Annotated in this window: 29 protein-coding genes; 17 read left to right on the plus strand and 12 right to left on the minus strand. The window is 65.3% G+C overall.

Going from position 1 to position 25,765, the window contains the following annotated elements; translation table 11 throughout:
- Nucleotides 1-52: 52 nt before the first annotated feature.
- The 7 genes from AC1Z32_RS23955 to AC1Z32_RS23985 all read left to right on the plus strand — a co-directional run bounded on the left by AC1Z32_RS23955 (nt 53) and on the right by AC1Z32_RS23985 (nt 4,607).
- Nucleotides 53-796, plus strand: coding sequence for a FadR/GntR family transcriptional regulator (locus AC1Z32_RS23955; protein WP_483481160.1), 744 nt, complete (start codon nt 53-55; stop codon nt 794-796).
- An 84-nt stretch (nt 797-880) separates the two neighbouring features.
- Nucleotides 881-1,015 carry a hypothetical protein gene (locus AC1Z32_RS23960; protein WP_483481162.1) on the plus strand — a complete coding sequence of 45 codons (135 nt, stop codon included), beginning with the start codon at nt 881-883 and terminating at the stop codon, nt 1,013-1,015.
- Between the two features lie 79 nt (nt 1,016-1,094).
- Nucleotides 1,095-1,571: a CreA family protein gene (locus AC1Z32_RS23965; protein WP_483481164.1), complete on the plus strand. Its 477-nt coding sequence runs from the start codon at nt 1,095-1,097 to the stop codon at nt 1,569-1,571.
- Nucleotides 1,572-1,648: 77 nt separating this feature from the next.
- Nucleotides 1,649-2,470: a helix-turn-helix transcriptional regulator gene (locus AC1Z32_RS23970; RefSeq protein WP_483481166.1), complete on the plus strand. Its 822-nt coding sequence runs from the start codon at nt 1,649-1,651 to the stop codon at nt 2,468-2,470.
- Nucleotides 2,471-2,667: 197 nt separating this feature from the next.
- Complete coding sequence (locus AC1Z32_RS23975) at nt 2,668-3,357, plus strand: AzlC family ABC transporter permease (RefSeq protein WP_483481729.1); 690 nt, start codon at nt 2,668-2,670, stop codon at nt 3,355-3,357.
- On the plus strand, nt 3,354-3,677 hold the full coding sequence (locus AC1Z32_RS23980) for an AzlD domain-containing protein (RefSeq protein ID WP_483481168.1): 324 nt from the start codon (nt 3,354-3,356) through the stop codon (nt 3,675-3,677). The genes AC1Z32_RS23975 and AC1Z32_RS23980 overlap by 4 nt, the downstream gene beginning before the upstream one ends.
- A 165-nt stretch (nt 3,678-3,842) precedes the next feature.
- Nucleotides 3,843-4,607, plus strand: coding sequence for a DUF4088 family protein (locus AC1Z32_RS23985; RefSeq protein WP_483481170.1), 765 nt, complete (start codon nt 3,843-3,845; stop codon nt 4,605-4,607).
- A 12-nt stretch (nt 4,608-4,619) separates the two neighbouring features.
- Here the strand turns inward: AC1Z32_RS23985 and AC1Z32_RS23990 are convergent, their stop codons facing one another.
- The 3 genes from AC1Z32_RS23990 to AC1Z32_RS24000 form a co-directional block, all read right to left on the minus strand.
- Complete coding sequence (locus AC1Z32_RS23990; RefSeq protein ID WP_483481730.1) at nt 4,620-6,749, minus strand: ATP-dependent helicase; 2,130 nt, start codon at nt 6,747-6,749, stop codon at nt 4,620-4,622.
- 151 nt (nt 6,750-6,900) lie between these two features.
- Nucleotides 6,901-7,161, minus strand: a complete 261-nt coding sequence (locus AC1Z32_RS23995) for a hypothetical protein (protein WP_483481172.1) — start codon at nt 7,159-7,161, stop codon at nt 6,901-6,903.
- Nucleotides 7,162-7,223: 62 nt separating this feature from the next.
- Complete coding sequence (locus AC1Z32_RS24000) at nt 7,224-7,706, minus strand: hypothetical protein (RefSeq protein WP_483481174.1); 483 nt, start codon at nt 7,704-7,706, stop codon at nt 7,224-7,226.
- Between the two features lie 323 nt (nt 7,707-8,029).
- Here AC1Z32_RS24000 and AC1Z32_RS24005 point away from each other — a divergent pair, with 323 nt between their 5' ends.
- Both AC1Z32_RS24005 and AC1Z32_RS24010 read left to right on the plus strand, forming a co-directional pair.
- Complete coding sequence (locus AC1Z32_RS24005) at nt 8,030-8,251, plus strand: RNA-binding S4 domain-containing protein (RefSeq protein ID WP_062606093.1); 222 nt, start codon at nt 8,030-8,032, stop codon at nt 8,249-8,251.
- A 229-nt stretch (nt 8,252-8,480) separates the two neighbouring features.
- The gene (locus AC1Z32_RS24010; protein ID WP_483481176.1) at nt 8,481-9,929 is read left to right on the plus strand and encodes an MATE family efflux transporter; all 1,449 of its coding nucleotides are present in this window, start codon (nt 8,481-8,483) and stop codon (nt 9,927-9,929) included.
- Between the two features lie 134 nt (nt 9,930-10,063).
- On the opposite strand, the gene AC1Z32_RS24015 is transcribed toward AC1Z32_RS24010, so the two are convergent.
- Nucleotides 10,064-10,207, minus strand: coding sequence for a hypothetical protein (locus AC1Z32_RS24015; protein WP_483481178.1), 144 nt, complete (start codon nt 10,205-10,207; stop codon nt 10,064-10,066).
- 184 nt (nt 10,208-10,391) lie between these two features.
- Between AC1Z32_RS24015 and AC1Z32_RS24020 the strand changes: the two genes are divergently transcribed.
- Both AC1Z32_RS24020 and fumC read left to right on the plus strand, forming a co-directional pair.
- The gene (locus AC1Z32_RS24020; protein ID WP_483481731.1) at nt 10,392-11,969 is read left to right on the plus strand and encodes a phospholipase D family protein; all 1,578 of its coding nucleotides are present in this window, start codon (nt 10,392-10,394) and stop codon (nt 11,967-11,969) included.
- Nucleotides 11,970-11,996: 27 nt separating this feature from the next.
- Complete coding sequence (gene fumC / locus AC1Z32_RS24025) at nt 11,997-13,403, plus strand: class II fumarate hydratase (RefSeq protein ID WP_483481180.1); 1,407 nt, start codon at nt 11,997-11,999, stop codon at nt 13,401-13,403.
- A gap of 44 nt (nt 13,404-13,447) precedes the next feature.
- On the opposite strand, the gene AC1Z32_RS24030 is transcribed toward fumC, so the two are convergent.
- From AC1Z32_RS24030 to AC1Z32_RS24045, 4 genes are all read right to left on the minus strand, one after another.
- Nucleotides 13,448-13,876 carry a PIN domain-containing protein gene (locus tag AC1Z32_RS24030; protein WP_483481182.1) on the minus strand — a complete coding sequence of 143 codons (429 nt, stop codon included), beginning with the start codon at nt 13,874-13,876 and terminating at the stop codon, nt 13,448-13,450.
- Nucleotides 13,873-14,127 carry a type II toxin-antitoxin system Phd/YefM family antitoxin gene (locus AC1Z32_RS24035; protein ID WP_483481184.1) on the minus strand — a complete coding sequence of 85 codons (255 nt, stop codon included), beginning with the start codon at nt 14,125-14,127 and terminating at the stop codon, nt 13,873-13,875. Before AC1Z32_RS24035 ends, AC1Z32_RS24030 begins: the two co-directional genes overlap by 4 nt.
- A 70-nt stretch (nt 14,128-14,197) precedes the next feature.
- Nucleotides 14,198-14,719 carry an acyl-CoA thioesterase gene (locus AC1Z32_RS24040; RefSeq protein WP_162066090.1) on the minus strand — a complete coding sequence of 174 codons (522 nt, stop codon included), beginning with the start codon at nt 14,717-14,719 and terminating at the stop codon, nt 14,198-14,200.
- Nucleotides 14,720-14,773: 54 nt separating this feature from the next.
- Nucleotides 14,774-14,917, minus strand: a complete 144-nt coding sequence (locus AC1Z32_RS24045) for a hypothetical protein (RefSeq protein WP_483481186.1) — start codon at nt 14,915-14,917, stop codon at nt 14,774-14,776.
- Between the two features lie 146 nt (nt 14,918-15,063).
- Here AC1Z32_RS24045 and AC1Z32_RS24050 point away from each other — a divergent pair, with 146 nt between their 5' ends.
- Nucleotides 15,064-15,813 carry an ArsR/SmtB family transcription factor gene (locus AC1Z32_RS24050; RefSeq protein ID WP_483481188.1) on the plus strand — a complete coding sequence of 250 codons (750 nt, stop codon included), beginning with the start codon at nt 15,064-15,066 and terminating at the stop codon, nt 15,811-15,813.
- Between the two features lie 134 nt (nt 15,814-15,947).
- Nucleotides 15,948-18,218: a DUF6600 domain-containing protein gene (locus tag AC1Z32_RS24055; RefSeq protein WP_483481190.1), complete on the plus strand. Its 2,271-nt coding sequence runs from the start codon at nt 15,948-15,950 to the stop codon at nt 18,216-18,218.
- Nucleotides 18,219-18,281: 63 nt separating this feature from the next.
- On the opposite strand, the gene AC1Z32_RS24060 is transcribed toward AC1Z32_RS24055, so the two are convergent.
- Both AC1Z32_RS24060 and AC1Z32_RS24065 read right to left on the minus strand, forming a co-directional pair.
- Nucleotides 18,282-19,253 carry a thymidylate synthase gene (locus AC1Z32_RS24060; RefSeq protein ID WP_483481192.1) on the minus strand — a complete coding sequence of 324 codons (972 nt, stop codon included), beginning with the start codon at nt 19,251-19,253 and terminating at the stop codon, nt 18,282-18,284.
- A 151-nt stretch (nt 19,254-19,404) separates the two neighbouring features.
- The gene (locus tag AC1Z32_RS24065; RefSeq protein WP_483481194.1) at nt 19,405-20,784 is read right to left on the minus strand and encodes a sigma-54 dependent transcriptional regulator; all 1,380 of its coding nucleotides are present in this window, start codon (nt 20,782-20,784) and stop codon (nt 19,405-19,407) included.
- Nucleotides 20,785-21,441: 657 nt separating this feature from the next.
- On the opposite strand from AC1Z32_RS24065, the gene AC1Z32_RS24070 reads away from it, so the two are divergent.
- Nucleotides 21,442-21,642, plus strand: coding sequence for a hypothetical protein (locus tag AC1Z32_RS24070; protein WP_483481196.1), 201 nt, complete (start codon nt 21,442-21,444; stop codon nt 21,640-21,642).
- 103 nt (nt 21,643-21,745) lie between these two features.
- Nucleotides 21,746-22,243 (plus strand): dihydrofolate reductase, encoded by a 498-nt coding sequence (locus AC1Z32_RS24075; protein ID WP_483481198.1) that lies wholly within the window; start codon nt 21,746-21,748, stop codon nt 22,241-22,243.
- A 50-nt stretch (nt 22,244-22,293) separates the two neighbouring features.
- Here the strand turns inward: AC1Z32_RS24075 and pmbA are convergent, their stop codons facing one another.
- Nucleotides 22,294-23,664 carry a metalloprotease PmbA gene (gene pmbA, locus AC1Z32_RS24080; protein WP_483481200.1) on the minus strand — a complete coding sequence of 457 codons (1,371 nt, stop codon included), beginning with the start codon at nt 23,662-23,664 and terminating at the stop codon, nt 22,294-22,296.
- 214 nt (nt 23,665-23,878) lie between these two features.
- Here pmbA and yjgA point away from each other — a divergent pair, with 214 nt between their 5' ends.
- Nucleotides 23,879-24,496 carry a ribosome biogenesis factor YjgA gene (gene yjgA / locus AC1Z32_RS24085; RefSeq protein ID WP_483481202.1) on the plus strand — a complete coding sequence of 206 codons (618 nt, stop codon included), beginning with the start codon at nt 23,879-23,881 and terminating at the stop codon, nt 24,494-24,496.
- The gene (gene mog, locus AC1Z32_RS24090) at nt 24,477-25,100 is read left to right on the plus strand and encodes a molybdopterin adenylyltransferase (protein WP_483481204.1); all 624 of its coding nucleotides are present in this window, start codon (nt 24,477-24,479) and stop codon (nt 25,098-25,100) included. Before yjgA ends, mog begins: the two co-directional genes overlap by 20 nt.
- On the opposite strand, the gene orn is transcribed toward mog, so the two are convergent.
- Entirely contained in the window at nt 25,097-25,705 is a 609-nt protein-coding gene (orn, locus tag AC1Z32_RS24095) for an oligoribonuclease (RefSeq protein ID WP_483481206.1), read from the minus strand. The genes mog and orn overlap by 4 nt on opposite strands.
- Nucleotides 25,706-25,765 lie beyond the last annotated feature (60 nt).

Raw genomic sequence — 25,765 nt, forward strand, 5'->3', positions numbered from 1 at the left:
CGTGTCAAACTGGGGCAATCCTCAGGTTTCACCTCCTATTCGCCGTCGAACGATGACCTTCCAGCCCGTCCATGCGCATTCCTACGCCCGCGTGCGCCTTTCCGATGTCGTGTCCGGGCAGATTCGGGAACTGATTTCGAACGGCACGCTGCTGCCCGGCCAGCGCCTGCCCGCCGAGCGCGATTTGGCCGAACAGCTGAACGTGTCGCGCCCGTCGCTGCGCGAGGCGCTGATCCGGCTGGAATCGGATGGTTTCATCCGCGCGGCCGGACGCGGCGGCTTCGTCGTGTCGGATGTGACGGCGCCGCTCGTGTCGCATCCGCTCGCGGCCCTGCTCGAAGCGCAACCGGACGCGAGCGCCGATGTGCTCGAACTGCGCCACGGCCTCGAAACGCTCTCCACCGCCTACGCTGCCGAGCGTGCGACCGAAGCCGATCTCGCGCGCATCGCGGCCGCGTTCGACGCGCTGCAAACCGCCGTCGCGGAGAAGAGCACGCGCATCGCGGAGAAGGACGCGGCCTTCCATCTCGCGATCGCGGACGCGACGCACAACGTCGCGTTGACGCACGTCATGCACGGACTCGACGAACTGGTCCGCGAATCGATGCTGACGTCGCACCGGCTCGTCGATTACGACGACGAGGTCGAAGCGAACCTGATGGCGCAGCATCGCGCGATCTTCGATTCGATCGTCGCGCGCGACCCGGCACGGGCGCGCGAGTGCGCGGGCGCGCATCTCGATTACGTGCGCACGCTCTACCGCGACCGGCCGGCGAAGAAGAGCCGTGCCGCTTGAGTCGAATCACCTTACGAATCTGAAAGCATCAAGAAAGTCGTAATAGGACGTCGCCTACACAGATTTCGGACGCGCACCGCTAACGTGCAACGTTCTGCTTCGCGATACTGGAACCGTCAACAACAACACGCGAAGGAGGACAACATGCCTTACCTGCTCGGATGGCTGCTCGGCGTTCCCGTGATCGTGCTGGTGATCCTGTATCTGATCTTTCATTGACCGGCAGCGCGGCAATGCATCAAAAGAGCCAAGGGCGTCGATACAATACGACGCCCTTTCTCTTTTCCGAAGGATGACGATGAAACGCTCCGTCCTCGCGCTCGCCGCATCGCTCGCTACTTTCCTCGGCGCGGGACTCGCGCACGCGGAGGAAATCGCCAGCGTCAACACCAACTTCCGCTTCACCGGCTCGGACCGCGTGAGCGTCGATGCTTATGACGATCCACTCGTAGAAGGCGTGACCTGCTATGTGTCGCGGGCGCGCACGGGTGGCGTGAAAGGCACGCTCGGCATCGCGGAAGATCCGACCGAAGCGTCGATCGCATGCCGCCAGGTCGGACCGATCAAGATCGCGCAGTCGCTCAAGCAGAAAACAGATGTCTTTTCCGCCGGCATGTCATTCATCTTCAAGACGCTGCATGTGGTGCGCATCGTCGATACGAAGCGCAACACGCTTGTCTATCTGACCTACAGCGACCGCATCGCGACCGGCAGCCCGAAGAACAGCGTGACCGCCGTGCCGGTGCCCGCGGGCACGACCATACCGGTCAAGTGAGGTCCAACTGTCCGGCTCGGGACGCGACAAAGTTGTAAACTGTGCGATTCCGCCTCCCGCTGCCGATTTCTTCCGCCATGAACGCCGCCCGTTTCCGCAATGCCGCACGCTACTGGCGCTCGCCGCTCGTGCCGGACGCGGACATGGTCACGGCCGAATACTACGATCACGAGTTCTCGCCGCACTGGCACGACGCCTACACGGTGCCCGTGATCGAAGCGGGCGCGGAGTGCTACGACTATCGCGGCGCGCATCACGTGGCCGAAGCCGGCTCGGTGCCGGTGATCAATCCCGGCGAAGTGCATACCGGCGCGCGGGCCGTCGATGCGGGCTGGCGCTATCGCGTTTTCTATCTGCCGGTGCCGTTCGTCGAGGATCTCGCGCGTGAGATGTCGGCGCGGCCGGCAGCGTCGCCGTGGTTTCCGGTCGATATCATCCGCGACGCCGATCTCGCGCGGCGGCTGGTGTACGCGCATCGGCTGCTGGAAAGCGGCCCCGATCCGCTCGCCGCGGAAACGGCGCTCGTCGATGCCGTGACGACGCTCATCGGCCGTCACGCGCTGGAACGCCCCGGCATCGCCCCGCTCGCCGCGGATGCCAACCGCGTCGAAACGATGAAATCCCGCCTCGCCGACGATCTGCTCGAACCGCTCACCCTCGCCGAGCTGGCGCAGACGGTCGGCCTTTCGACCTTCCACGCCGCCCGCCTCTTCACCCGCGAAACGGGACTCGCGCCGCACGCGTGGCGCAACCAGATGCGCATCGTGCGCGCGCTGCCTGCTTTGCGCGCGGGCGCCTCCGTGACCGATGTAGCGGCGGCGAGCGGCTTCACCGACCAGAGCCATTTCACGCGGCATTTCAAGCGCACGTTCGGCGTGCCGCCCGGCCGCTGGCGCTGATCCGCGTTCCGGCGACGCGAAAGCGCAAGAACGTACAAGCATTCGAACCGGCGTTTTACGTATCCTCGCTTCCATAGGAGGAAATCTTGAAAGCAACACCCGCTCAACCGTCCGTGCAATCGTCCGCGCATCCGTCCGCTCAACCGCCCGGCCATGCGCTGCGCGAATTCGCCGCCGGCGCCCGCGACACCATCCCGATGATGGTCGGTGCCGCGCCCTTCGGCGTGATCTTCGGCACGCTCGTCACCGCAAGTCCGCTCACGCTCTGGCACGGCCAGCTGATGTCGCTCGCGGTGTTCGCGGGTTCCGCGCAGTTCATCGCGGTCGGGCTGATCGCATCGCACGCGAGCTTCGCCGTCATCTGGGCGACGACGCTCGTCGTCAATCTGCGTCACGTGCTGTATTCGGCGACGCTCGCGCCCTATGTCGCGCATCTGCCGCGCCGCTGGCGCTGGGCGCTCGCGGGCATCATGACCGATGAAGTCTTCGCGGTCGCCTACGCGCACTATCAGAAGCGCCCGCCCGGCGAAACCGGTCCGCATTACTTCTTCGGCTCCGGCGTGGCGATGTATCTGAACTGGCAGATGTGGACGCTCATTGGCCTGCTGTTCGGCGCGGCCTTCCCCGGCTTGAAATCGCTCGGACTCGACTTCGCGATGGTCGCGACCTTCATTGCGATCATCGTGCCGCAGCTCGTTGCGGTGCGCTTCGTCGCGGCGGCGCTCGCCTCGGGCGTGCTGTCGTTCGCGTGGCAGGGCTGGCCGTACAAGCTCGGCTTGCTCGCGGCCGTGCTCGTGGGCGTCGCGGTCGGCATGGCGCTCACGTTGATGGAAAATCGCCCGCAGGAGAAAAACCGCCTGAAGAATCCGAAGGAGCGCACGCAATGAACTACGTCTGGTTGATCATCGGCATGGCTGTGGTCACGTATGCGATCCGCGCCGCCGTGTTCGTGCTGGGCGAGCGCCTGCCCTTTCCGCCCGTCGTGCGCACGGCCCTTTCGTTCGTGCCGGTGACGGTGCTCACCGCGATCATCGTGCCGATGACCGTCTCGCCGCACGGCAACGGCGCCGAGATCACCTGGCGCAATCCGCAACTGGTGGCGGCGATCGTCGCGATCATCGTTTGCGCGCTCACGAAGCGGCCGCTCTTGACGATCGCGGTGTCGCTCGCGGTGTTTTTTCTCTGGCAGTTCGTGGTGCTGCGCTGAACGTCTCCCGCCGGTTCGCTGCCGATCGGCTTTCAAAAAGCCTCGAAGAAACCTCAAGTTCCCGGAAAACGCGCCGATATCAGAAACGAATGGACTCCGCCTGAGTAGCGGCGCCGCAAGCATTTCCCGCCATCGGCAAGCCGAGAAGCGGAACCGGGAACCAACATGCGTCAAATCACCCTTTCGCTTCGCGACGAGACGATCGCTTCGCTGGAGCGCGACTTCGAAGCGTTTCTGCGTCTGTCGCTGAAGCTGGATCCACAATTCGTCACACCGTCGTTCGAGGACTTCCTGCGCGCGAAGCTGCTCGACAACAACACGCCGCTCACCGAGCAGGCGGTGCAGCGCATGCTCACGCACGGCCAGTATGCGTGGGCGAAGCGCGCGCTCGACAAGGAGTTTCCGGATGTCGTCGAAATCCTGATCCGTCAGGCGGCCGAGCACGGCTTCGCGTTCGCGATCCGCGCCGACTGGACCGCCGAGGATCTCGTCAGGGCGTCGCGCGAATGGGCGACGGCCATCGTCACCGAGGCGAAGGGCGACGTGTCGCAAGTGGACGTGCTTGCCTCGCAGATCAAGTCGGCGGCGGCGGATATCCGCGACGTCGAAGAGAAGATGCAGACGCCCGCGTGGCGTCTCGCCGATTCGCTGCGTCAGCGCGTATATGAAACGAAGATTTCGGTGGAAGCCAGCATCGGATCGACCGCGCGCGAGAAGCTCGGCGAATTGCGCTGCCTGCTGCGGCTCGGCATTTTCTATGGCTCGATCCAGAAGCAGGAAGCGCAGCAGGTGCTCGAGTATCTGCGCGCGCTGCGGCCCGAACTGTTCGTCGAAGAGCCTTACGACGGCTTCACGCGCTTCGCCGCGTGGCTGCGCAGCATCTTCTCGCCGACGCCGCGCGCACCGCGAACCTCGCGCGCGCAGCGCTGAGCGCGACCGCTCTCAGTCCCACATTCCCTTCAGGCGCGCCGCGATATCGATCTTCGCTTTCGCGGCCGCCGCGAGCCCCGCCGCTGTTGGCGCGGCGGGTGCGATCACCGGCGGCCACGCGGCTGCTTCGAAGTTCTGCATCAGATGAGGCGGAATAAAACGCGTGCGCTGCGCCCACACGTGCCGGTCGCCGAGATGCGTCTGGTTGTGCACGTAGAAACGCTGCGGCGTGACGATGTGCAGGTCTTCCTTCGCGCGCGTCATCGCAACATATAAAAGCCGCCGCTCCTCGTCGATTTCCTCGTCACTGCCCGTACCGAGATCGGACGGAATGCAGCCGTCCACGCCGTTCAGCACGAACACGTTGCGCCATTCCTGGCCCTTCGCCGAATGGATGGTCGAAAGAATCAGATAGTCTTCGTCGAGCATCGGCACGCCGGATTCGTCGCTGGTCGCGTCGGGCGGATCGAGCGTGAGTTCGGTGAGAAAGCGCTCGCGCGTCGGATACGTCGACGCGATGCTTTCCATCTGCAATACGTCGCCGATGCGGATCGCCGCGTCTTCGTGATTGCGTTCGAGATGCGGCTCGTACCAGCGCCGGATCATCTCGAACTCCGCTGGCCAGCCCGATTCGCGGCCGCAGAGCTTCGCCATCAGACCGACGAAGCGCGGCCAGTCTTCGCTCGCGCGCGCCGGGGCCTGGAACGTGGCAATTGCGCTCGGCGCAACCGCGTCAGGCGCGCTCACGCTATCCAGCAAGCGCCCGGCGATGGCCGGCCCGATGCCGGGCAACAACTGCGCGACCCGAAAGCCCGCGACGCGATCGCGCGGATTCTCCGCCCAGCGCAGCACCGCGAGCACGTCCTTCACATGGACCGAATCGAGAAACTTGAGCCCGCCGAACTTCACGAAAGGAATGTTGCGCCGCGTGAGCTCGATTTCGAGCGTCGCGCTGTGATGCGCGGCGCGAAAGAGCACCGCCTGCGCCTTGAGCTTCATGCCGCCTTCGCGGGCTTCGAGCACTTTCTCGACGACATAGCGCGCCTGATCGGCTTCATCGGCGACGGAGACGACGCGCGGCTTCTGCGCCGAGGCCTTGTCGGTCCAGAGGTTCTTCGTATAGCGCTCGGACGCGAGCCCGATCACCGCGTTCGACGCCGCGAGAATCGGCTCCGTCGAACGATAGTTGCGATCGAGCGTGACGGTGGCGGCGGGCGGCTCGAAATGGCCCGGAAAATCGAGGATGTTGCGCACCGTCGCGCCGCGGAACGAATAGATGGACTGCGCATCGTCGCCGACGACGGTGAGGCCGCGCCCGTCCGGCTTCATCGCGAGCAGGATGGACGCCTGCAGGCGGTTGGTGTCCTGGTATTCATCGACGAGGACGTGATCGAAGCGGCTCGCGAGATCCGCCGCGACCGACGGCTCAGCCGCGAGATGCGACCAGTAGAGCAGCAGGTCGTCGTAGTCGAGCACGCTTTGCGCCTGTTTCGCGGCGACGTACGCGGCGAAGAGGCGCTTCAGATCGGCTTCCCATTCGCGGCACCACGGATACGACTGGTCGAGCACGGTCGCCAGCGACGCGCCCGTATTCACGACGCGCGAGTAGATCGCGAAGCACGTGGACTTGGCCGGAAAGCGCTTTTCCTTCGATGACAAACCGAGCTCGTGCCGCACGAGGTTCATGAGATCGGCGGAATCCTCGCGGTCGTTGATGGTGAACGACGGCGCGAGCCCGACGAGATCGGCGTAATCGCGCAGCAGGCGCGCGCCGACGCTGTGAAACGTGCCCGACCACGTGAGGCCCTGTGCGATGGCGCTGCGCGTGCCGAGCGCGTTCATCGCGATGCGCGACACGCGCCGTGTCATCTCGAGCGCCGCGCGGCGCGAAAACGTGAGCAGCAGAATGCGATGCGGGTCCGCGCCCTTCACCAGCAGATGCGCGACGCGATGCGCAAGCGTATTGGTCTTGCCCGACCCCGCACCCGCGATCACGAGAAGCGGCCCGCCCGCGCGGCCGGGTTCATCGACGCCGAATTCGACAGCCTGACGCTGCGCCTCGTTCAGCTTCGCGAGATAGTCGGCGACCTGTTTCGCGGTGGATTCGGAAGCGGCGTCGGCGGTGTCGGGAAGCGTGAGCACGTGAGGAAGAAAGCGCGGGAAAAGAGTGACGCACACTGTATATCCATACAACCCGCGCGCGCAAGTCTTTGGCGCGTCAGGGCTTTTGGCCCCAAAAAGCAGCGAGCCCGGCTCGCAGGGAACCGGGCTCGCACCGCGGCAGAAGCGCGGGTTACTGCGCCTTCTTCGCGTTCTTCAGATTCGCGTCGGCGGCGGCTTCGTTGGCTTCGGACTGCGACTCGGTCTTCTTCTTGTCGGCCTTGGCCTGTGCGACGGCCGCGTCCTTGTCGGCTTCGGCCTGCTTCTTCGCGGCCTTCTTGTCGGCGTGGGTCATTGGCGCGTCGCTCGTCGTTTGCGCGAACGATGCCGCGCTCATGCTCGCGAACGTGCCCGCGACGAGCGCGGCCAGCAGTGCGTTGGCTTTTCTATTCATGATGTCCTCCCTCTTTTTCCCGATGCCGCGAGACAGTCAGCCAGCCTCACGGCGCTTCACGCTCAGTGCTGCAGGCCCGTGTCCTTCGGCGTGCCCGGCTCCGTCGCGTTCAGTTCCGCCTTGGCGGCATCCTTGTCCGCCTTGCGGTTGATCTTCGCGTTCTTCAGCTCTTCCTTGTATTGCGCCTTGGCCTGCTGGTTCTGCGCCTTCAACTCGGCCTTCGATGCCTTCTTCGACGCGCTGTATTCGGCGTTCGCCTCGGCGTTCGCGTTGCGGCGCTGGACGAGCGGATCGGTTGGCGCGGGCGCGACGACGTTTTGCTGCGGCGGCGTCACCGGCTGCTGGGCCTGCGTGGGCATCTGGCCTTGCATTTGCCCTTGCATTTGCCCCGGTGCGGCGGTGCCCGGCGCGGCCTGCATCGGCTGCATGGTTTGCGGCTGCATCGGCTGCACCGGCGCGGACTGCGTCGTGGTTTGCGCGTAGGCGCCCGAAGCGGCGAGCGTGGCAATGGCGGAACCGATTAAAAGGATTCGTGCGCGAGTCATAAGTTAGTCCTCTCTTTAGTTGGCGTCGGCGGCGCTCTTACGGCAGTGAAACGAGCGATCCGCGCGACTTTTGTCGATTGGAAAAAGATGACCGAAGCTGCATCGATCAAAACATCGGACCAGCCGTCGATCGGGCGAGTTCGCGAAAACCAGTCATTGTTACCGACGGTTTCATCTGGCTACATTTGCCAACGCGCTCGCTTGCGTTTCGATTACCGGTCTTTCGGGGAAACAGCACAGCTCGTGCCCGGCACCGCGGCGGCGCGCCGGTCGCGGTGGTTTATGATTGAGGTCTTTTCCCGCTTTCCCGCTTCGCCCGTCCCATGCCGCCACTCAAATTCACCCTCACGGGCGACTTCATCGAACTTCACAATCTGCTCAAGCTGATGGGCCTCGCGGACAGCGGCGGCTCGGCGAAAGCGCGCGTCGCGATGGGCGATGTCACCGTCGACGGGCAAGTCGAGACGCGCAAGACCTGCAAGATCCGCGCGGGCCAGAAGGTGAAGCTCGACGGCCAGACGATCCACGTGCGCGCGCCCGACTAGCACGTCTCGGCAGCCCCGCGCGGTTCGGAATATCGCTCATAAGAGAACGCGTCATCGACACGCCGCGCGCGACGCAATAAGCTAGACGTCTTTCGTTCTGGTTTCAGCGCCGGGTTTTCAGCGTCGGTTCTCCGTCAGCGCGTGTTGCGCATCGCGCTCCGCTTTTCGCCCCCTCGCGTTCCAGTCCGGCCGTGCATGTGCGCGGCCTTTTGTTTCCACCCGATCGACCATGCAACCGCAAGTCACGCGCGCCACGCGCGCGCATCAAGGACCGCCGAGCCTCTCGCGTCACGCCGTCGACACGGCGCGCCTCGCCGCGCCGCTCGCCATCGCGCAGCTTTCGCAGATGGCGATGGGCGTCACCGACACCATCCTGCTCGGCTCGCTCGGCCCCGACGCGCTCGCCGCGGGCGGCCTCGGCGCGAACCTCTTCTTCGTCGTGGTGACGCTGCTGCAGGGCGTGCTGACGTCGGTGTCCGTGTCGGTCGCGCATGCGCGCGGCGCGAACGCCGACGAGCGCGTGCCGAGCATCTACTGGACGGGATTCGTGCTGTCCTTGCTGCTCGCCGTGCCCGCCTTCGTGCTGCTGAGCTACGCCGAACCGATCCTGCTCGCGTTCCACGAGCCGGCGACGCTTGCGAAGAACGTCGGCGAATATTGCGCGGTGCTGCGCTGGGGCACGCCCGGCAGCCTGATCGGCGTCGGGATGATGCGCGCGTTCCTGCCCGCGATCGGCGCGGCACGTCGGCTCCTGTGGATCTCCATCGGCGGCGTGTTCGTCAACGGCTTTCTCAACTACGGGCTGATCCACGGCGCCTACGGCCTGCCGCGCGAAGGCTTTCTCGGCTCGGCGGCGGCGACCACGATCACCGTCTGGGGCATCGCGATCGCGCTCGTCGCGGTGCTGCATCTGCGGCCGCGCTACAGGCATTTCGTCGTGCGCGCGCGCCCGCGCCTGCCGCTGATGGGCGAGCTCTTCGGCATTGGCTGGCCGGTCGCGATCACCTACGGCGTCGAATCCACGCTCTTTCTCGCCACCGGCATGATGGTCGGCCTGCTCGGCGAAGCGCCGCTCGCCGCGCATCAGATCGCGCTCAACGTGGCGTCGGTCGCGTTCATGGTGCCGCTCGCCATCGGCCAGGCGGCGAACGTGCGCGTCGGCTACTGGGTCGGCGCGGGCGTGCCCGTCGCGGCGCGCCATGCGGGCTTCGTCGCGCTGGCGCTGGGCGTCGGCTTCATGATGTGCTCGGGGCTCGTGCTGATCACCGTGCCGCACGCGATCGTCGGCCTGTATCTGAATCTCGACGATCCCGCCAACGCGCATACCGTCGCGCTCGCGGCGTCGCTGCTCGGCGTCGCGGCGGTGTTCCAGATCGTCGACGGCATGCAGACGGTCGGCTCCGGCTGCCTGCGCGGCCTGAAGGACACGCGCATCCCGATGCTCGCCGCCGCGTTCGGCTATTGGGGAGTCGGCTTTCCCACGGGCTACGTGCTCGCGTTCCACTTCGAACTGGGCGCGAAGGGCCTGTGGTGGGGCCTCGCCGCCGGACTCGCGAGCGTCGCCGTGCTGATGACCCTGCGGTTCCACCGCATCAGCCGGAAGTTCATCGAAACGGGCGTCGCCCCGAGGCCCGACGACACGGAAGCCGCGAGCGCCGCGCCGCACGGCCACGTCTGATGCGCGCGTGATATGCACCCGACACCCGCGCCGATATGCATAGCACGAATGCTTGGTTGGTCCGCGCGGCGCGCATTGCTACGATGAACCCGTCTCCTCCTTGAGACATCTGTGACAGGGGTTGTCAGCCCGCTTCAGCCAGCGGGCTTTTTTTCGTCCCTCATTTCGTCCCTCATTTCGTCCGTTCGCTCCGTCACCGTCCCCTCCTCCGGTCGTTCTTCGATTTCCCCTAGAATATTTTCGAGACGCACGACGCGAGAACGCTTCTTGCTTTTCATCGTGTCATCCGCCGAACGTGTCCAGACATGCGAGTCGGAACAACTAAAACGAGGAATCGAAGTGTCGGAAAGCCGGGGATGCTTGCAAGCCGCATGGCGTGACGGAAACCGCGAGGACATCGATCAGCGCGTCACGCCAAAACGAAAATTCAGCGCCGCCGTGCGCGATGTGGCCGTCGTCCTGATGATGACGGTGCTCGTCGCCGCCTGCGAGACGCGCCCGCCCGCGACGGACTTCGAGCGCCCGGCGAGCCACGCGCTGCCCGCGAGCGAAGCCACGCCGCTCGCGACCGCGCTCGCGCCGCTCGCGAGGCAGCATCCGGATCAATCCGCCGTGCGCCTGCTGCCAACCGGCACCGATGCGCTTCAGGCCCGCATCGCCCTCGCGCGCGCGGCGACGAAGACGCTCGACATGCAGTACTACATCGCCGAGGAGGACAACACCGGCAAGCTGCTGCTCGGCGCGGCGCTCTATGCGGCGGATCGCGGCGTGCGCGTGCGGATGCTCGTCGACGACCTGAACTTCAAGGATATCGACCAGATCATGGCGGCGCTCAACACGCACGACAAGATCGAGATCCGCGTGTTCAATCCGTATGGCAGCGCGCGGAGCAGCTTCTCCGAGCGCACGCAGAACTTCTTCACGAATCTCAGCCACTTCACGCGCCGCATGCACAACAAGGCGATGATCGCGGACAACCAGATCGCGATCGTCGGCGGGCGCAATCTCGGCGACGAATACTTCAGCGCGAGCCCGACGCTGCAATTCCGCGACCTCGACGTGTTCGCCGCCGGCCCCGTCACGCAGAAGATTTCCGCGAGCTTCGACGACTACTGGAACAGCGCGCTCGCCTATCCGCTGCGCGCGCTGAACAAGCAGCAGTTCGATCCGTCCGAGCTCGACAAGACCCGCGACGATCTGCGCGCGCACTGGCGCCAGCAGGCCGATCCGCTGAACGCGAAGCCGCTCAACGCGACGCCGCTCGCGCAGCAGATCGCGCGCGAGGAAATGGGCCTCGTGTGGGCGCCGACGGAGTTCCGCGTCGATTCGCCATCGAAGATCGAGCATCCGAGCGACGACTACAAAAGCCCGCCTATGCAGCGCCTCGTCGAACTGCTGAAGGATGCGCAGAGCGAGTTCCTGATCCTGTCGCCGTACTTCGTGCCGCACGATGCGGGCGTGAAGGCGCTGGGCGATTTGACGAAGCGCGGCGTGCGCGTCGCGGTGCTGACGAACTCGCTCGCCGCCACCGACGCCGTCGCGGTGCAGGCGGGCTACGCGCCGTATCGCGTTCCGCTGTTGCAGCGCGGCGTCGAGCTGTACGAATTCAAGCCGATTCAGATCGAAGGCGAAAGCAGTCCGCGCGCGGGTCTGTTCGGCTCGAAGTCGCGCGCGAGCCTCCACGCGAAGGCCTATGTGATCGATCGGAGTATCCTCGTGATCGGATCCATGAATCTCGATCCGCGCTCGGCTAAGCTGAACACCGAGCTCGCGCTCGTGATCCACAGCAAGCCGATCGCCGACGAAGCCGCGAAACTCTTCGCCAACGGCATCGCGCCGAAGGTGAGCTGGCAGGTGCAGCTGGCGAGCGCGGCGGTCACCGCGGAACTGCGGCACACGGGCTCGCCGCAGTCGGGCCTCGTCTGGACCACCGAGGAAAACGGCAGCTTCGTCTCCTACAATTTCGATCCCGAGGCAGGTTTTTATCGAAACGTGATGACGGGCCTCTTCATGCTCCTGCCCGTCGACAAGCAGCTCTGATCCAACTTCGTGAGGGAACTTCACGCCATGACACAGAACGCGAAGGGCGACGTACGGATGGAGAAGGACACGTTCGGCGAGATCGCCGTGCCGAACGGCAAGCTCTGGGGCGCGCAAACGCAGCGTTCCCTGCAGAATTTCAAGATTTCGACGGAAAAGCAGTCGCCCGAACTGATCACGGCGCTCGCGATCATCAAGCACGCGGCCGCCGAGGTGAACGAAGGGCTGAAGGTGCTCGATTCGAAGAAGGCCAAGGCGATCATGCAGGCAGCCGAGGAAATCATCGACGGCAAGCATCCGGATGAATTCCCGCTCGCCGTGTGGCAGACCGGCTCGGGCACGCAGACCAACATGAACCTGAACGAGGTGATCGCGAACCGCGCGAGCGAGATCATGGGCGGTCAGCGCGGCGAAGAGCGCCTCGTGCATCCGAATGACGATGTGAACCGCGGGCAATCGTCGAACGACGTGTTTCCGACCGCCATGCACGTTGCGGTCGCGTATTCGATCGTCAAGCATCTGGTGCCGTCGCTGAAGACGCTGCGCGACACGCTCGACAAGAAGGCAAAGGCCTTCGACAAGATCGTGAAGATCGGCCGCACGCACTTGCAGGACGCGACGCCGCTCACGCTCGGGCAGGAGTTTTCAGGCTATGTCGCGCAGCTCGATCAGGGCATCCGGCACGTGGAGGCTTCGCTGCCGCATCTCTATCAGCTCGCCCAGGGCGGCACGGCGGTCGGCACCGGACTGAACGCGCATCCGGACTTCGCGGCGAAAGTGGCGGCGGCGATCGGCAAGCTCACCGGCCTGCCCTTCGAAACAGCGCCGAACAAGTTCGAGGTGATGGCCGCCGCCGACGCGCTCGTCGCCGCGCACGGCGCGCTGAAGACGATCGCCGCGGGCATGATGAAGATCGCGAACGACATCCGCTGGCTCGCGAGCGGACCGCGCTGCGGGCTAGGCGAACTGTCGATTCCCGAGAACGAGCCGGGCAGCTCGATCATGCCGGGCAAGGTCAATCCGACGCAATCCGAAGCCGTCACGATGCTCTGCTGCCAGGTCTTCGGCAACGATGTCGCGGTGAACTTCGGCGGCGCGAGCGGCAACTTCGAGCTGAACGTCTTCCGGCCGATGATCGCGCATAACGTGCTGCAATCGATCCGCCTGCTCGCGGACGGCGCGCAGAGCTTCAACGACAACTGCGCGGTGGGCATCGAGCCGAACGAGAAGCGCATCGACAGCCTGCTCAACGAATCGCTGATGCTCGTGACGGCGCTGAATCCGCATATCGGCTACGACAAGGCCGCGCAGATCGCGAAGAAGGCGCACAAGGAAGGCACCACGCTGAAGGCATCGGCGCTCGCGCTCGGTCACGTGACCGAGCAGCAGTTCGATGAGTGGGTCAAGCCGGGCGATATGGTCGGCAAGACGTAACCTTCATGCCGCTGTTCGGAGTCCGGTTCAACAGTCGGGAGGTCTCACCGAGAGACCTCCCACGGATTGATCACGCTGACGCCGCAGGGAGCGAAATCGGCCACGTTCCGTGTGACGACCGTCATACCGTGGACGAGAGCCGTGGCAGCGATGTACGCGTCCCGCTCAGGGCGCGGATCCGGGACATGCAACCTGGCGCAACGCTGCGCCACGCTTGAATCGAGCGGCAAGGTCCGCTCCGCGAATTCGGGAACGACGCGGGTGCGTATCCACGTGCGTAGTCGCTCCCCTTGTTCTGTGTCGCGCCGCTCGATGCGCAGGATGCCAAGCTCGAGTTCGAACAGCGTCACCGCTGAGATGTAGAAACTCGCGGCGTCTTCGCCTGACAGCCAGCGCGTGACGTTCACATCCGCTCTGCCGTCGCCTGCCTTGCGTAGTTCGGAAATGACGTTGGTATCGAGCAGGAACATCATTCGAAATCCGCCGCGCGAGGAAGCGCGCGTGAACGCGGAGGCTCAAAGTCGGCATCGGCGAGACCCGGCATTGAAAGCGCGTCGACGAGGTTTCGCTTTTGCCCCGCGAGGCGCTGATATTCTTCGATGCTCAACAGCACATGAGCCGGCCTGCCACGGTCCGTAATGAACACCGGACCGTCTTTGGTTGCCTTCTTTGCCCGAGTCACATCCTGATTCAGTTCGCGGCTGGATAACGTTGTGATAGCCATGATGAAACCCCCTCTCGATGTAGTAAGGTTACTACATCGAGAGGGGGTTTGCCAATTGGGCACGGTTCCTTCAGACCTTTCCCGCCGCCACTTCCTCCGGCTTCAGCTCGACGATCGCATCGAGCGCATCCTTGACGTCCATCGCGTACTTGGCGAGGCGCTTCTCCTCGTCCGTCTCCGGCACGAAGGACGGCACGGGCGTCGGCTGGCCTTTTTCATCGACGGCGACGAAGACCATCAGACAATCCGTCGTCTGCTGCAGCTCGCCGACTTTCGGATCGCCCGCATGCACGGAGATGTGGATGTGCATGCTGGTGCGCCCCGTCGTCACGACGCGCGCGCGCAATTCCACCAGATTGCCGACGAGAATCGGCCGCCGGAAGCGGATATTGCCGACGCTCACGGTCACCGCGTAACGGCCGGACCACATGGCGGCGCACGCGTAGGCGGTTTCGTCGATCCACTTCATCAGCGCGCCGCCGTGCACCTTGCCGCCGAAGTTCACCGAGGTTGGCTCGGCGAGAAAACGGAAGGTGGTTTCGGCGCGGCTCTTCGGAACGGCGGGAATGGGGGACGAGGTCGGCGTATTCATGGTGGCGTCATCGTTGGAGTCATGTGACGCCGATTATACGAAGCGAAAAAGGCACTAGTCGTGAACGGTGATGCCCTGATCGATCGTGCCGTACATCGTGATGCTGCCGCCCCCGCCCGCCGATGAGGACGGCGCGCCCGCGCAGCCCGCGCAAAGCATCAGCGCGCCGAGCACGCTCGCGATCAAGAGTCTGGACATGCTGGTTCTCCCTGCTGCTTCGAAATGCCAGCGGCCATTCTAGCGCCGTGCCTCGTGCATCGACATTTCGGCGCGCGGTGAAACATCGGTTGCGGACTCGCGCTAGAGTGGGCAGAACGGCTACTTCGCCTGATACGGACATCGCCATGAACTCCGCTTTCGACGACATCGATTCCCGCGCGCGTCATTTCCCCGGACTTTCGCGCATTGGCGCGCTGATCGCCGACCCCGGCCGCGCCGCGATGCTCTGGTCGCTGATGGACGGCACCGCGCGTCCCGCCGGCGAACTGACGATGATCGCGGGATTGTCGCCATCGGCGGCGAGCGGGCACCTCGCGCGTCTCACGGAAGGCGGGCTGCTCGCGCTCGAAGTGAGCGGGCGGCATCGCTACTACCGTATCGCCACGCCCGATATCGCCGCGGCCATCGAAGCGCTCGCCAATCTCGCGCGGGCGAGCGCGCCGCAACGCGCGCCCGAGCGGCCGCCTTCCGCCGTGCCTGTCGAGATGCGCTTCGCGCGCACCTGCTACGACCATCTCGCGGGCGAGCTGGCCGTGCAGATCTTCGACCAGATGCTCACGCGCAACTGGCTCGCCGCCGCCGATGAACCCGCATTGGCGCACGGCCCCGCCGCGCTCGAAGCCACGCCGGAAGGCGCGCGGGCCTTCGCCGAGCTCGGCATCGACCTGAAGGCGCAGCGCGCGCGGCGGCGGCGCTTCGCGTGCACGTGCATCGACTGGAGCGAGCGCCGGCCGCACCTGGGCGGCGCGCTCGGCGCGGCGTTTCTCGAAGCCTGCGAATCGCGCGGCTGGATCGAGCACACGGCGAAGCGCCGCGTGCTGCGCGTGACGCCGGCGGGGCATCGGCATTTCGAAGGCTTCCTGTCCGCGCGATAAAGCTTTGTTACGCGCGCCTGTGCGCGGTTACAAACGGCATCGTACGGATACACGCGCGGGCGATACATTGATCCGGTAGGCCTCGCGGACCGACAGCGTCGCACAGGCGCGCGCGCGGCCGCCGGAGAACACAAATGAAAACCAGGACCATCGCCGCCGCGACCTTGTGCGCGTGCGCGCTTTTAGCGGAATCGGGGATGACGGCGCTCGCGCAGACGGCGCCCGCCGTGATGGCGCCGGCGGAACAAGGCGATCCGCCCGGGCGTATCGCGCGGCTGAACTACATGGCGGGCACCGTGACGACGGAGCCGGCAGGCGCATCCGACTGGTCCTACGCGCAGATCAACCGCCCGCTCACGACCGGCGATCAGCTCTGGAACGACGACAACGCGCGCTCGGAACTGCATATCGGCTCGACGGCGGTCCGGCTCGGCTCGAAGACGGCGCTCTCGATTCTCGCGCTCGACGACGACACCGCGCAGCTCAAGGTTTCGCAGGGCACGCTGTCGACGCACGTGCGCGACCTGCCGCCCGGCGCGACCTACGAAATCGACACGCCCAACGCCGCGCTCGCGCTCACGACGCCCGGTGACGTGCGCGTGGACGTCGCCCCCGATGGCCGCGCGACCACCGTGACGGTGCGCAGCGGCGGCGTCACCGCGTATGGCGACGGCGGCTCGGTGCAGCTCGCCGGCGGCCAGCAGATGACCTTCGAAGGCACGAATCTCCAACAGGCGGCGGCGGACGCGGCGAGCGCGCCGGACGCGTTCGACCAATGGGCCGCGAGCCGCGACGCAGCCGAGGATCGCTCGATCTCCGCACGCTATGTGTCGCGCGAGGTTCCCGGGTATCAGGATCTCGATGCCAACGGCACGTGGCGCTCCGATCCGTCGTATGGGCCGGTCTGGGTGCCGAATTCCGTCTCCGCCGACTGGGCGCCGTATCGGCAAGGCCATTGGGCATGGCAGGACCCGTGGGGCTGGACGTGGATCGACGATGCGCCGTGGGGTTTCGCGCCCTATCACTATGGCCGATGGGCGTATGTCGGATCGCAGTGGGCTTGGGTGCCCGGACCGATGGCCGTGAGCGCGCCGCCTGCCTATGCGCCCGCGCTCGTCGCGTTCGTCGGCGACGGCGGCAGCCCGGTAGGATGGAACGTCGCGCTGACCGTCGGGGGAATCGCGGCGGCGGGCGTCGCGTGGTTCCCGCTCGGGCCGCGCGAAGCATGGCGTCCTCATCGCGATGGATGGGGCCCGCGCTACTACGAGCGCGTGAACCGCAATGTCTACGTGAACAACACGTATATCAACTATCGCGCGCCGCATGCGCTGACCGCCGTGCCCGCGAACACGTTCGTGCATGGCCGGCCGGTCGGACACGAGCCGTATGCGGTCGATCCGTCGCGCTGGCGCAATCCGCGTTTCTTCGCGGGCGCGCCGGGCATCGCGCCGACGCGCGACAGCTTCGCGCCCGGGGCGCGGCGCGCGGATTACCGCCCGCCTCAGGGCGGCTTCGGGCGGCCTGTCGTGGCGACACGCGCGCCCGTCGCGCCGCCGGCTTTTCATGACCGGTTCGCGCACCCGGATCGCGATGCGCGTGGACCGGGCGCGCGCTTCGACGATGTGCATCTCGTCGCGACGCATGGACCCGCGCGGTCGGTGATCGCGGGCGGCGCGCCGCAACGGCCGGGTTTCGCCGCCACGACGCCAGGCGCCGGCCAGCCGATACGACCGATGCAACCGATGCAACCCACGCAACCGATGCAAGCGCACGGCAACGGCGTGCCGCGTCCGCCGCAAGCGGCGCAATTCGGTGGCGATCCGCGCTTCCCGCACGGCGATGCATCGCATGGGCGCGGCGCCGCGAACGAGGCGCGCATGCCGCCGCATCAAGCGCAGGCGCAGGCGGCGATGGCGCCGCATCCGCAGCAAGCCGGCAACGCACCGCATTTCGAGCACGGCGCGCCGACTCCCCAGACGCAAGCGCCCGCGCAGCCCCACACACCGATGGCGATGCAGCCACACCCGGACCGCGCGCCTCGCACGGACCGTGGCCCGCAAAACATGCCGATGCAGCCCGCGTTCGCACAGCATGCCCCGCCCGCGCCACAAGCGCATCAGCCGCCGCCCGAGGCCTTCCGTCAGTCGCGCGCCGAGCAACCGCGCCCGCCGATGATGTCCGCGCCGCAACCGCGTCACGAGACGCCGCAACCGCGACCGCAGCAGGAAGCGCAGCGGCCGCAATTCCGTCCCGAGCCGCCGCGTCAGCCGATGCATCAGGAAGCGCGTCAGGCGCCGCAGCAGATGCCGCATCAGGAACCGCGTCAGCAGCCACAGCAGCCATCGCCGCAACCGCAGGCACAACAGCCGCAGCACGGCGGCGGCAACGAGCATCATCGCGGCTGAGCCGTAAACGCAAAACGCGCGGCCCGAAGCCGCGCGTTTTACGTGTGAAGCGGAAGCCCTGCCCTACACCGCCATCGGCGCCGTGAGCGGCTCGTGATGCTTGTACCCTTCGAGCGCGAAATCCTTCGGCTCGATCTTCTCGAGCCATTCCGGCTCGTAGCGCTTCGTGACCGCGTAATCCGGCACGCGGTCCGAAATGATGAGCTGCGGCGACGGCAACGGCTCGCGCTTCAACTGCTCGTGCAGCATGCCGAGCTGATTCTCGTAGATGTGCGCATCGCCGATGAAGTACGTGAACCAGCGCGGCTTATACCCCGTCAACCGGCCGATGAGATGCAGCAGCGCCGCGCCTTCGGTCAGATTGAACGGCGTGCCGAGCCCGACGTCGTTGCTGCGGATATACAGACACAGCGAGATTTCTCGCGTCACCGCATTCGGGATGAACTGATACAGCAGATGGCACGCGGGCAGCGCGATTTCGTCGAGCTTGGCCGGGTTCCATGCATGAAACAGAATGCGACGGTCGGTCGGGCGCTCGATGATCGTATCGAGGCACTGGCGCAACTGATCGATCGCCTTGTAAAGCAGCACCTGCTCCCGCCCGTTCTCGACGAAGCTCGTCACGAGCTGATAGCCGCGGTTGGTGGCGTCGGCGATCTGATCGCCCGCGCAGGCGTCGACGAGCTTGTACGCGGGCCATTTGCGCCACTGCACGCCGTAGACGTCGCCGAGATCGTCCGGTCCCTGCCTGTAGGGATTTTCGAGCCACTGCGGGTTCTCGTTCGCGTTCGCGTCCCAGACCTTGCAGCCGAGCGCGCGGAAGTCCGCCGCGCTCTTCGACGCGCGCAGAAAGCCGACCAGCTCGCCGATCGCCGACTTGAACGCGAGCTTCTTCGTCGTCACCGCGGGGAAGCCCTGCTGCAAGTCGAAGCGCAGCATTGCGCCGGGAATGCTGATCGTGCGGATGCCCGTGCGGTTTTCCTGCCATGTGCCGGTATCGAGAATCGTCTGGACGAGCTCGAGATACTGTTTCATTCGATGTTCCCTGGGGTTTGCCGCGCGCCCTCGCGAACGGAAGGCGTAAAAAAGTGATTTTACCAAGCGCCGGGAGCCGGCGCTCTAGTGCCGAGGCACCAAAAAAACGGGCGCCCGAAGCGCCCGTCCGTGAATTCAGACGACCTCGCCGTCAGCCGCGCGTGGCGTGCTCGGACGGCGCATCGACCTCGATGTGACGCATGCCGTGCGCGGAGAGCAGGCGGTACAGCGTCACACGCGAGATGCCCAGTTCGTGCGCCGCATCGCCGAGGCGTCCGCGATGGCGCAGCAGCGCGAGCTCGATTGCCTGCCGCTCCGCCGCCTCGCGCGCCTGCGCGAGCGACACCGGCGCGACTTCGACGTACTCGCCGAGCTCGAGATCGCGCGCGGTGATCTGACGCCCTTCCGACATCACGATCGCGCGCCGCACGCGGTTGATCAGCTCGCGCACATTGCCCGGCCAGCCGTAGTTGTGGATCGCGGCGATCGCGTCGGGCGAGAAACCGCGCAGACGGCGGCTCGCGTCCTTCTTGAAGCGGTCGAGCATGTGCTTCGCGAGCAACTCGATGTCTTTGCCGCGCGCGCGCAGCGGCGGCTCGTCGATCTGCAGCACGCACAGGCGGTGATAGAGGTCGGCGCGGAAGCGCCCTTCGATCATCGCGGTCTGCATGTCGACGTGCGTCGCGGAGATGATGCGCACGTCCACCGGCGTCGAGCCGTGTCCGCCGAGGCGCTCCACCTTGCGCTCCTGCAGGAAGCGCAGCAGGCTCGCCTGGCTTTCGAGCGGCAAGTCGCCGATTTCGTCGAGGAACAGCGTGCCGCCGTTGGCTGCTTCCACGCGGCCGATCTTCCGCTGGTTCGCACCCGTGAATGCGCCGCGTTCATAGCCGAAGAGCTCGGATTGCAGCAGATGCGCGGGAATCGCGCCGCAGTTGATCGCGACGAACGGCTGATCCCGGCGCGCCGAACGCTCGTGGATGGCAACCGCCGTCAGTTCCTTGCCGGTGCCCGATTCGCCTGAGATGAACACGGGCGCGTCGGTCATCGCGACCTTGCGGATCGAGCGGAACAGCGCGAGCATCGCGTCGCACGAGCCCACCATTTCGCCCTCGGCGCGGCCCTCGACGCGCGCATCGTTCGACGCGGCATCATGCAGCGCGACCATGCCGTACGCATGGCCGACCGAATCGACGATGCGGTCGTTCGACGTCGGCAGCGTCACGTAATCGAAACAATAATCGCGGATCAGCCGCCGCACGGCGGCATCCTCCAACTGGCCCGCAACAGTCGTCGCGACCCAGCCCACGTTGGTCATAGTCAGCGACGATTCGAACGCCGCCAGTTCATGAGATTCGAAATGACTCGACAGATCCAGCAGACCGCCGGTTGCCAGATCGTTCCGCAATGCCTTGCGCGTGTCGCGCGCGCTCGCGACGATTTCGATGTGCCAGCCGCGTTCCTCGAATCGCGCGCACAGCGTCTCGCTTGGATCGCGAGTCACATAGATGAGTTGCCGCCGAGCGACGTCCATTATTCAGATCCTTTGTTCAACATTCGTTGAAAAGGTCACGTAGTTCAGGCTCGCGACATCGCAGACTTCGTTGCCCTCGCACGTTTCTCTGGAAACGTCTGAACAGGGACTTTCGCCATTCGATACGTTGCCCCCGGGACACGGCGCGATCCAACCTGCACCTTCCACGAAACCCTTTATGTCTGATTCTGTGCCGTTTTTGAGAGACTACTATAACCCAAGAAACCCCGGAAACATATATCGCGAGAGTCGCAGGATTGGCCACAAAACCTTGATGGGACGGGCTTGGCAAGAATTTCTCACACGAATATCGCGCACTTTACGCACAATTTAATAAGACAAAAGCTTATACCGATTTGACCGGAACTTCATGTTTTTCTGCCATCATGTTTCAGTGGTGAAACGTTTTCGGGCGAAGTTTCGGCGTGCACTTACGTCTGATTATGGCTATTCATTGCGCAGCAACGGTTAGCGGTAGATGGCACAGTATTCGCTAAATTTACAGCGCGCCGGAAGGTAAGAAATACCGTCTAATGAACGCGCATTCATTGCCCGATCCGCACTCACCCTCTGCTTAATCGTCATACCGGCCGGGCGATTACTTTATTTCCGGATTGCTGGTTCCCGGGAATAATTACCTTGGATTATGTCGTCAAGATGGCTCTCGATAGTTCATTCAGGCGCGGGGAAACAACCGGCGCGCAGCAAAGCGGCGAGGACGCAGAAGAACCGGCGTGGATGCGCCTGCCCGCCGTTCGTCCGACCGGCTCGGGGATCAGCGTCACGTTATGGGACGAGGTGCCGCCCGGGCCGTCTCACGCGCCCGAGCCATTCGGCGACGACCCGCCGGAGGCGTGAACCGGACGGCACATCGCGTGCCGGCCGGAGCGGAAGCGTCGGTTAGAATCGGGGCCCCGGCCGCGCGGCCTGCGCGCGCCAGTTTGCCTCGACCTCTTTGCTCATGACGACGCTGACCCTCATCGTCGCCCGCGCGCGCAACGGCGTGATCGGACGCGACAACCAATTGCCCTGGCGCCTGCCCGAGGACCTCGCCTTCTTCAAGCGCACGACGATGGGCGCGCCCATCATCATGGGCCGCAAGACGCATGAATCGATCGGCCGGCCGCTGCCCGGGCGGCGCAATATCGTCGTCTCGCGCGACGCCGCGCGACGCTACGAAGGCTGCGACGTCGTGACGAGCCTCGAGGCAGCGCTCGCGCTGGAACCGGCGAAGGAAGCGTTTTTGATCGGCGGCGCGCAGCTGTATCGCGATGCCATCCTCCGCGCCGACAAGCTGATCGTCACCGAGATCGACGCCGACTTCGAAGGCGACACGCGCTTTCCCGCGCCCGATCCAACGCATTGGCGCGAGGTCTCGCGTGAAAAGCATCGCGCGGCTCCGCCGAACGAGTTCGACTTCGCGTTCGTCACCTACGAGCGCATCGCCGCCGCGGAATAAAAAAGGCCCCGGATTATTTTCCGGGGCCTTTGCGTTTCAGCCGACGCGGATCACTGCCCCGCGACCGTCATCCGTTCGATCAGCACCGAGCCGATTTCCTTCGTGCCGCGCACGACCGTATCCGCGCCGATTGCCTCGATATGGCGGAACATCTCCTGCAGCGTGCTCGCCACGGTGATTTCCTCCACGGCGTGCTGGATCTTGCCGTTCTCGACCCAGAAGCCCGACGCGCCGCGCGAATAATCGCCCGTCACGTAGTTCACGCCCTGCCCCATCAGCTCGGTGAGCAAAAGGCCGGTATCGAGCTTCTTCAGCATCGCCTCGAAATCGTCTTCGGGCTTCGTGTGCTTGCTCTTCATCGTGAGATTGTGCGAGCCGCCCGCGTTGCCGGTCGTCTGCATGCCGAGCTTGCGCGCGGAATACGTCGACAGGAAATAGCCCTGCACGACGCCATCCTCCACCACGTTGCGCCGCTGTGTGCGCACGCCTTCCTCGTCGAAGGGCGCGCTGCCCATGCCGCCCATCACGTGCGGATCCTCGACGATCTGGATATGCGGCGCGAACACCGGCTTGCCGAGACTGTCGACGAGAAACGTGGTCTTGCGATACAGCGCGCCACCGCTCACCGCCTGCACGAACGCGCCGAGAATGCCCGCCGCGAGCGGCGCCTCGAAGAGCACGCGGCACTTGCGCGTATCGAGGCTCCTCGCGTTGAGACGCGCGAGCGCGCGCTCGGCGGCGTAACGGCCGACAGCTTCCGGCGCGGCGAGCGCGGAAGCATCGCGCTTCGACGTGTACCAGTCGTCGCGCTGCATGTCGCGGCCGGCAGCCGCGATCGGCGCGCACGCAATGTAATGACGCGAATACGGATAGCCCGCAATGAAGCCGCGTGACGTGGCAAGCACGAACTGCGAATGCTGCGCGGAGACGCTCGCGCCTTCGGAGTTGGTCACGCGCTTGTCGACCGCGAACGCGGCTGCTTCCGCGCGACGCGCGATCTCGGCGGCCTCTTCCGCGTCGATGTCCCACGGGTGATACAGATCGAGATCCTGCGGCGTCTTCTCCAGCAGTGCTTCTTCGGCGAGGCCCGCCGCGCTGTCCTCCGCGGTGAAGCGCGCGATGTTGTACGCGGCCGCGACCGTGTCGCGCAGCGCATCGCGCGTGAAGTCGGCGGTGCTCGCGTTGCCGCGCTTCTTGCCGATAAACACGGTCACGCCGACCATCTTGTCGCGGTTGTGCTCGATCGTCTCGACTTCGCCGCGCCGCACACTCACCGACAGGCCGTCGCCTTCGGAGATCTCGGTGGCGGCATCGCTCGCGCCGAGTTCCTTCGCGTAGCGCAGGATGTCGGAGGCGATCTCCTTCAGCTCGTCCTGCGTATGCGGGAAGTAGCGTTGCTTGACGTCCATGTCTGCTGCCATGTTGGGTTGCCTTTGGAAGCCGGGCGGCGTACGCCCGCGCGTGTCGTGGTTGCTTCGAATGCCCGGCTCGAAGCGCTCGCAATCGAACGCCGAACAGCGGGATCGACGTATCACGCGATCATAGCAAGGACAGCGCGCATTGACCCGCCAAGCTTTGGCGCGAGCCTGGGGCGAGAGGTGCGGGCGCGATGCAGGCGCAAGCTACAATGTCGGGATGAACCGTAAAACCCGCATTCAACCGATCGATTCCGGCCGCGACGACGAGCGCGAGACCGACGAAAACGGCTACGACCGCCCGAGCAAATCCCAGCTGAAGCGCGAAATGCACGCGCTGCAGGAGTTGGGCGAAGCGCTCATCGCGCTGCCGAAAGACGCGCTCAAACGCATGCCGATGCCCGAGGATCTCGGCGACGCCGTGCGCGAGGCGCGCCGCATCACCGATCACGAAGGCAAGCGCCGCCAGTTGCAATACGTCGGCAAGGTCATGCGTTCGCTGACCGAAGACGAAATCGCCGCGCTGCGCACCGCGCTCGACACGCATCGCGGCGTGAACAAGGCGGAAACCGCGCGTATGCACTGGATCGAGCGCACGCGCGAGCAGCTTCTCGCCGACGACGCCGCGCTCACCGAATTCATCCGCAATCATCCGGGCGTCGATCCGCAGGAAGGCCGCACGCTGATCCGCAACGCGCGCAAGGAGCGCCAGCAGCAGAAGCCGCCGCGCTATTACCGAGAGCTGTTCCAGTGGATCAAGAACGCGGCGGGCGTGACCGATGAAGACGAAGACATCGAAGGCGACGAGGACGATCGCGATGACGACACCGAAGCGTAATCACCCGGACGAGCTGATCGTAGGACTCGTGTCGATCAGCGATCGCGCGTCGCAAGGCGTCTACGAGGACAAGGGTTTGCCGTCGTTGCAGGCGTGGCTCGGCGAGGCGCTCACGACGCCCTTTCGCGCCGAGACGCGCTTGATCCAGGACGACGCGGCCACGATTTCCGCGACGCTCGTCGAACTCGTCGACACGCACGGCTGCGATCTGGTGCTGACGACGGGCGGCACCGGCCCCGCACGCCGCGACGTGACGCCGGAAGCGACACTCGCCGTCGCCACGAAGCCGATGCCCGGCTTCGGCGAGCAGATGCGCCAGATCAGCCTGAATTTCGTGCCTACCGCGATTCTTTCGCGGCAAGTCGCGGTGATCCGCGAAACGGAAGACCACGCCGCGCTGATCATCAACTTGCCGGGGCAGCCGAAGTCGATCCGCGAGACGCTCGAAGGCTTGAAGGACGAGAACGGCAAGGCGAAAGTGCCGGGCATTTTCGCGGCGGTGCCGTATTGCATCGATCTGATCGGCGGGCCTTATATCGAAACGCGCGCGGAAGTCGTCGCCGCGTTCCGCCCGAAGAGCGCGATCCGCCCGGCAAAAGATTAGGACGCTGCGGCCGGCGCGGACGGAATCAGGAAGTGCTCGCGGTAATACTTGAGCTCGTCGATGGACTCATGGATGTCGGCGAGCGCCGTGTGCATCGCGCGCTTCTGGAAGCCCTTGTAAATCGCGGGCTGCCAGCGGCGGCACAGTTCCTTCAGCGTGCTGACGTCGAGATTGCGGTAATGGAAGAAGGTCTCCAGCTCCGGCATCCAGCGCGCCATGAACCGGCGGTCCTGGCAGATCGAGTTGCCGCACATCGGCGACTTGCCGGGCGGCACGTACTGGCCGAGAAATTCGCGGATCTGGCGCGTGGCTTCGGCTTCATCGACGGTCGATGCCTTCACGCGCTCGGTCAGCCCCGAGCGGCCGTGCGTGTTGCGGTTCCACTCGTCCATGCGGCCAAGCGTTTCGTCCGACTGATGAATCGCGAGCACCGGCCCTTCCACCATTTTGTCGAGCGTCGAATTCGTCACGACCACCGCGATCTCGATGATGCGATCGTTGTCCGGATCCAGGCCGGTCATCTCCATATCGAGCCACACGAGATTCATGTCGCTGCGCACGAGCGCGTTTTCGGCTGATTCGGGAGTGGCGGAGATGTCGGTCATGAAAGCGGCCTGAGAGGTGGGGAATGCCGTGCGCGCTCGCTGTCACGCTGATTGCAGGAT

The sequence above is a fragment of the Caballeronia sp. 11_S32 genome (genome assembly GCF_056930355.1).